The following is a 4625-nucleotide window of genomic DNA, read 5'->3' as shown; positions in this document are numbered from 1 at the left end:
AGGCGCTGGCATAGACCGTGCCGCCGATAATCCCGGCATCCCCGCCATCCGCCTCGAACGCCGCGAGAATGGCCGCCTGAATCTGCGTGGCCGCTGTAGAGGGCACCGTGGAGCCAGCACGGATCGTCACCCCGAAATACAGGGATGTGGCCAGCGCGCGCGTAAAAGTTACGGCATAGAGAGGGGCTGTCTGATAGACGCTGTCGGGGTCCGCGACTGTAACCGTCGTAGTGCCGGTATAGCCGCAGCCCGGCGGCTTTTTACGCAGCATGGCCAACGCCACCGCCTCGTCCGTGCCACCATTGACACACACATACAGGCTGTGAGCTGCAAGGCTGATACCGCCCGTGGTGACGGCCGCAGCGGTGCTGTTATCCACCACATACACGGCAGTAACCCCATCCACCGCACTCACAGCCCCGGCAATGGCATTGAGCGCACCAACACTGTTCCCCGCGACAGACGCCGCCCTGCGCGCCTCGAACGCCGCGCGCCCTTCCTCATCCGTTCCGGTTACACCCGCCGCCGGGTTGGTGGCTGCGGTAAGCCCGGTTACGGACTGGTAAATACCAAGACTATTGGCCGCGCATTCTATGGCCCCCAGCGTGGTACACGAAAACGTACCGGTGCCCGTACCCGTTGCATCCAGCGTAATGGCGCCATCCGCCGCGTAGTAATAGCCGCCGGAATCCTGCACCAGCGTACCGGCGGGCACTACAACACCAGCAGCCCCCGTGCAGACCACGCTTGCAACCGTGGCCGTAGCCCCCTTTCGGCTCATAAAATAGATATTGCCAATAGCGTCCTGCAACCGTCCGAAAGCGCGCTCGGGGTCAACCCCGTTGAGGATGGCAAGAAACTGGTCATACGCATCGCCCAGCGCCGCCGTAAAGGACATGGCCAACTGGCCCTGCGGGGTGGACAGATCGGTATTGAGGTTGCCCCCCATGGCCGCGTTAAGGTCGGCCAGAGCACCCGTAAGAATATCGCTCTCGGCGGGGGCGATAAAACCCGTATCCGTGAAAGAGGGCGGTGGAACCGAGGTAGTTCCCGTGCTGCTAGAATCCGGCACTCTGCGTTATTCCATCCGTTGTGGTGACGAGAATGGCTCCTGAAAGCCTGCGATCCACCCCAAGGGCGGTAATGATGCATCGGGCCTGCGCCACACCGGGCACGGCCTGAGCGGCGGCCTCCGCCTGTGCGCGAAAAACCGATGCAGATTGCGAAACACCTAGAATATTACGCTTATACGGCAAACCCATGCCGGTATTGTACCAGCACTCACCCGCAAAGACCCGGACAGCACAGGACACATCCTGCAAAACAGCATAGGGCGCTGTTGCAAGAGCGAGATTGCCGCCTGAATCCAGCACCAGATCCCAGGTGGACCTGTCCAGAAGCAGCGTTGACATGATATGGAGTTTCTCCTGAACGCCTGCGGCGTTTTGTCTAACCCGGCGCGCCTGTTCTGCCGCTGCCTGACGTAACGCCCGCATGGGTATGGGTATCAAGGCTGATACTGCCTGCCTGCACATCGCCCGTGGCGGATACCGCGCCCTTGACCGTTACATCGCAATCGATCACGCAGGCTGCGGCATCAACCACAAACCGGCCTTTGGTGCTGACATGCACATCGCCCCCCACCCAGCCGATATATTCTGTGGGAGCCGCGTTCAGCAGGCCGCCAAGGTAGAGGGCATCGGCCATGTCATGCTGGCGGAACGAACCAGGGGCCGCCGCATCGCGCATGGTCTTTACCGTGGAAATATCGCGCCCGCAGACAATGATAAGCCCGATATCCCCCACCACCGGGTCGCACACGAAAGCCCGCGCACCGCCCTGCAGGCGGATATAAGGAACATTGTAGAGAATACCGTGCGGCACGGTACGCCCCGCGCCATCCTGCTGGTGCACCATAGGCTGCACATCCACAAACCCCACAGGGTTCAGGCCCTCGCCATGCACCGCCACCACACGGGCGGGCAGGTTGGTGCCCATCATGGATAAAAGCCGCCGGATAACGGCATTCATGGCATTGAAATCGCTGGCGCTGTCTTCAGGCCGCTGTGTGCCGATAAGCCTATTGTGCAAAGCCCTGCCCGGCAAGGTCTGGCCTTGCCGCCTCTATCAGAGTGAACCACGGCCCCTGTGAGTGGGCACTTTGCAGCACATGCCGCACCCCCTGCACTACCCACAGCCCCGTTGCCGGAAGACTAACCCCCTGCGCCGCCGAACCGTCACTTTGCAGGCTTATGGTATCGCGAAAACCAATGCCGGGATTAAACAGCATACGCAGCGTTACCCCGTACTGGCTGTATGCGGGATAGCCGATCAGCCCTGTGGCGGCAGAAACCGGCACAGCGGCAGAGCGCGCCGCCTCCATGGAAAATGGCCAGACAGACAAACGCCCCATACCGATATGATAGCTGACCCCACCCGCTCGGGCGCAGGCATCAATCTGCTCAGTGGCGGCTCCCTTGTAATACACACCGCCCCGGAGCACGGTCTGCACGCCGTTATTGACAAAACCCAGCCCGGCCTTGACTGCAATGGCCGCCATGATGGTGGCAACCGATGCATCCCCCGCAAAGGAGGTGGGGCTGACCGGCAGCGCGGCAGGCAGGGCGATGGAGTGCGCCTGCACGACAAACACTGCCTCCGGCGCGGTTTCGTATTCCACGAAAGCCTCGACAATACCGCCCGAAAAAATCACCGGACGGGCAGTCTGCGCGCCACCGGCCATAACGGTCACACTATTGCGGCCCTGCGCCACCACCCCCGCCTGTGCGGCGGAAAGCCGGTTGACCAATGTGGGGGGCATGCCTTCTATCCGCAGGGTACACACCATGCCGGTTTCCAGCCCGGTATTGAGCACCTGACACGCCACGCGGTAATCGCTGAGGGTAACGGTTTCGGCCCCGGCTCCCGCCCCCACGCCCTGAGAGGCATCGGGCGCGAAGGTAAAGGCCACATCGATGCGCCGCGCCGCGAGCGCGGTATCCGCCCCTGCGGTATCAGACATTGCGCCCCTCCTCGTAAACCAGCACGAACCGCGCCCCCAGCCCGGTATAAGCGGGGCTGTCCGTGCCTTGAGTATCCACAAAGGCAAAATCACCAGGCAGGCCGTAGTAGGCTTTACGCACAAGCCATGACCGATCCTGACACAGCACCCCCGACAGGCAGGCCGCGCCATCGCACCACAGCGCAGCAAACAGCCCGGTACTGCGCTGCTGCAATTCCAGCCGGATGACATGCCCCGAAAGCGGCACGCTCAGGCTCTGATACGCCACCGCATTGAGTGGAATGGAAACAACCGCCATCAGAGCAGCTCCGCCGTATCCTGCGTGGATTCAGCCGCCTGCACCGCCCCACCCGACTGCATGGCCTGCCCGGCGGGCGAGGCCGTGCCCAGGCTGGTGGTGGTATCAAGCCGGATTTCCTGCAACGTAATTCCGGCCCAAAGCAGCGTAACCCCGTGCTGGGCCTCGCGCCGCAGGCTGTAGCCCTGCACGTTCACGCTGGAATACGTGACCTCCGGCGTGACAACAGAATACAGGTTCAGATCATCCACCAGCGCTTCAAGCGTTTGCAGAAAGCCACGGCGCATGAGCATGTCAGCCGATGGGCCAACCAGCCCCGTAGCCGCCAGCAGGCTTTCCAGCACACCGCTGCTGCCCGCTGATGCGCCAAAAACCGGGCCTGAACCATCGCACAGCATTTCCACCCGGTACTGACCGGGCTGACGCACCTTGTTGTAGGACAGAAAAGCCCCCTGCTGCTGCGGGGCATCGGACACATAGCTGAAAGCCTGCACATCAACCGCCCGCACCCGCCCTGATGTCAGAACCGGCTGATTATCGGCGGTAAAAATGCCCCACTGGGTATCCGCCAGCATGATGCGCGTATCATCAAGCATGGAGCCCAGAACCGTGGAGGCCGAAGCCGCAACACCCGCCGTGCCGGACTGCCCCAGCAGGCTGGGAACCCCGACCGCTACGGGAATATCCCACACAGCGGGCAGAGGCACCAAATTCATTGCCATGGAAACATACTTTCACATATCAGCAAACAATCCGGGCAGGGTGCTAACGCATGCCCATATTGGCGTACCGGGCCTGCGCCTTGAGGCTGGACAGCCCGTGCCGCCCCACCCCGCTCAGAGATGAAAACGCCATACGCTCAGAGCGTGTATCCGCAAGCGCTTCACGCCCGGCAACCGTCGTGCGCTTTTGCTCAGGCAGGGCAGGCTCCGGCGTAGTGCGGGCCATGGCGGCCTGTACGGCACTGTTCATGCCACTGACATAGCTGTGGGCCGCCCGGAGCGATGGCGGTGCATAGTCAGGCAGAGCCTGTGAGACACCCTGCGGCCCGGCACCCCACGGAGCATAAGCCCCCGCTGGCGTATCGGCACCCGGCGCGTATGCTCCCTCCGCCCCGTCTGCACTCGCCACTGGCGCTGACAGCGCCCCCGGCAGGACACTGCGCAGAACGGCAAAAGCAAACGTATCCGCCACCCCGCCCGACCCTGTCCGCCCAGACAGCGCTTGCAGGATACGGCCCGGCCCGGAGGTAACGCCCCATGGCAACGCGGCCATGGCACCCACCCCCTGCAAACCGGGCCAGAC

7 protein-coding genes are annotated in these 4625 nt (G+C 62.8%); all 7 read right to left on the bottom strand.

Features of this window, described 5'->3' with window-relative positions:
• A partial coding sequence (locus ABF757_RS12045; RefSeq protein ID WP_415482572.1) for a baseplate J/gp47 family protein occupies nt 1–1072 on the bottom strand: 1072 nt, incomplete at its 3' end.
• The gene (locus tag ABF757_RS12040; protein WP_415482571.1) at nt 1059–1412 is read right to left on the bottom strand and encodes a hypothetical protein; all 354 of its coding nucleotides are present in this window, start codon (nt 1410–1412) and stop codon (nt 1059–1061) included. The genes ABF757_RS12045 and ABF757_RS12040, both read right to left, overlap by 14 nt.
• Nucleotides 1413–1449: 37 nt before the next feature.
• Entirely contained in the window at nt 1450–2031 is a 582-nt protein-coding gene (locus tag ABF757_RS12035; protein WP_415482573.1) for a Gp138 family membrane-puncturing spike protein, read from the bottom strand.
• 49 nt (nt 2032–2080) lie between these two features.
• Nucleotides 2081–3022 (bottom strand): baseplate hub protein, encoded by a 942-nt coding sequence (locus ABF757_RS12030; protein ID WP_415482570.1) that lies wholly within the window; start codon nt 3020–3022, stop codon nt 2081–2083.
• Complete coding sequence (locus ABF757_RS12025) at nt 3015–3320, bottom strand: phage baseplate plug family protein (RefSeq protein ID WP_415482569.1); 306 nt, start codon at nt 3318–3320, stop codon at nt 3015–3017. Before ABF757_RS12025 ends, ABF757_RS12030 begins: the two co-directional genes overlap by 8 nt.
• Nucleotides 3320–4042 carry a hypothetical protein gene (locus ABF757_RS12020; protein WP_415482568.1) on the bottom strand — a complete coding sequence of 241 codons (723 nt, stop codon included), beginning with the start codon at nt 4040–4042 and terminating at the stop codon, nt 3320–3322. Before ABF757_RS12020 ends, ABF757_RS12025 begins: the two co-directional genes overlap by 1 nt.
• Before the next feature lie 43 nt (nt 4043–4085).
• On the bottom strand, nt 4086–4625 hold a 540-nt coding region (locus ABF757_RS12015; RefSeq protein ID WP_415482567.1), incomplete at its 5' end, for a hypothetical protein.

It is taken from the genome of Acetobacter papayae (assembly GCF_047721125.1).
Lineage (GTDB): Bacteria > Pseudomonadota > Alphaproteobacteria > Acetobacterales > Acetobacteraceae > Acetobacter > Acetobacter papayae.
This window is presented reverse-complemented; position numbering and strand designations above follow the sequence as displayed.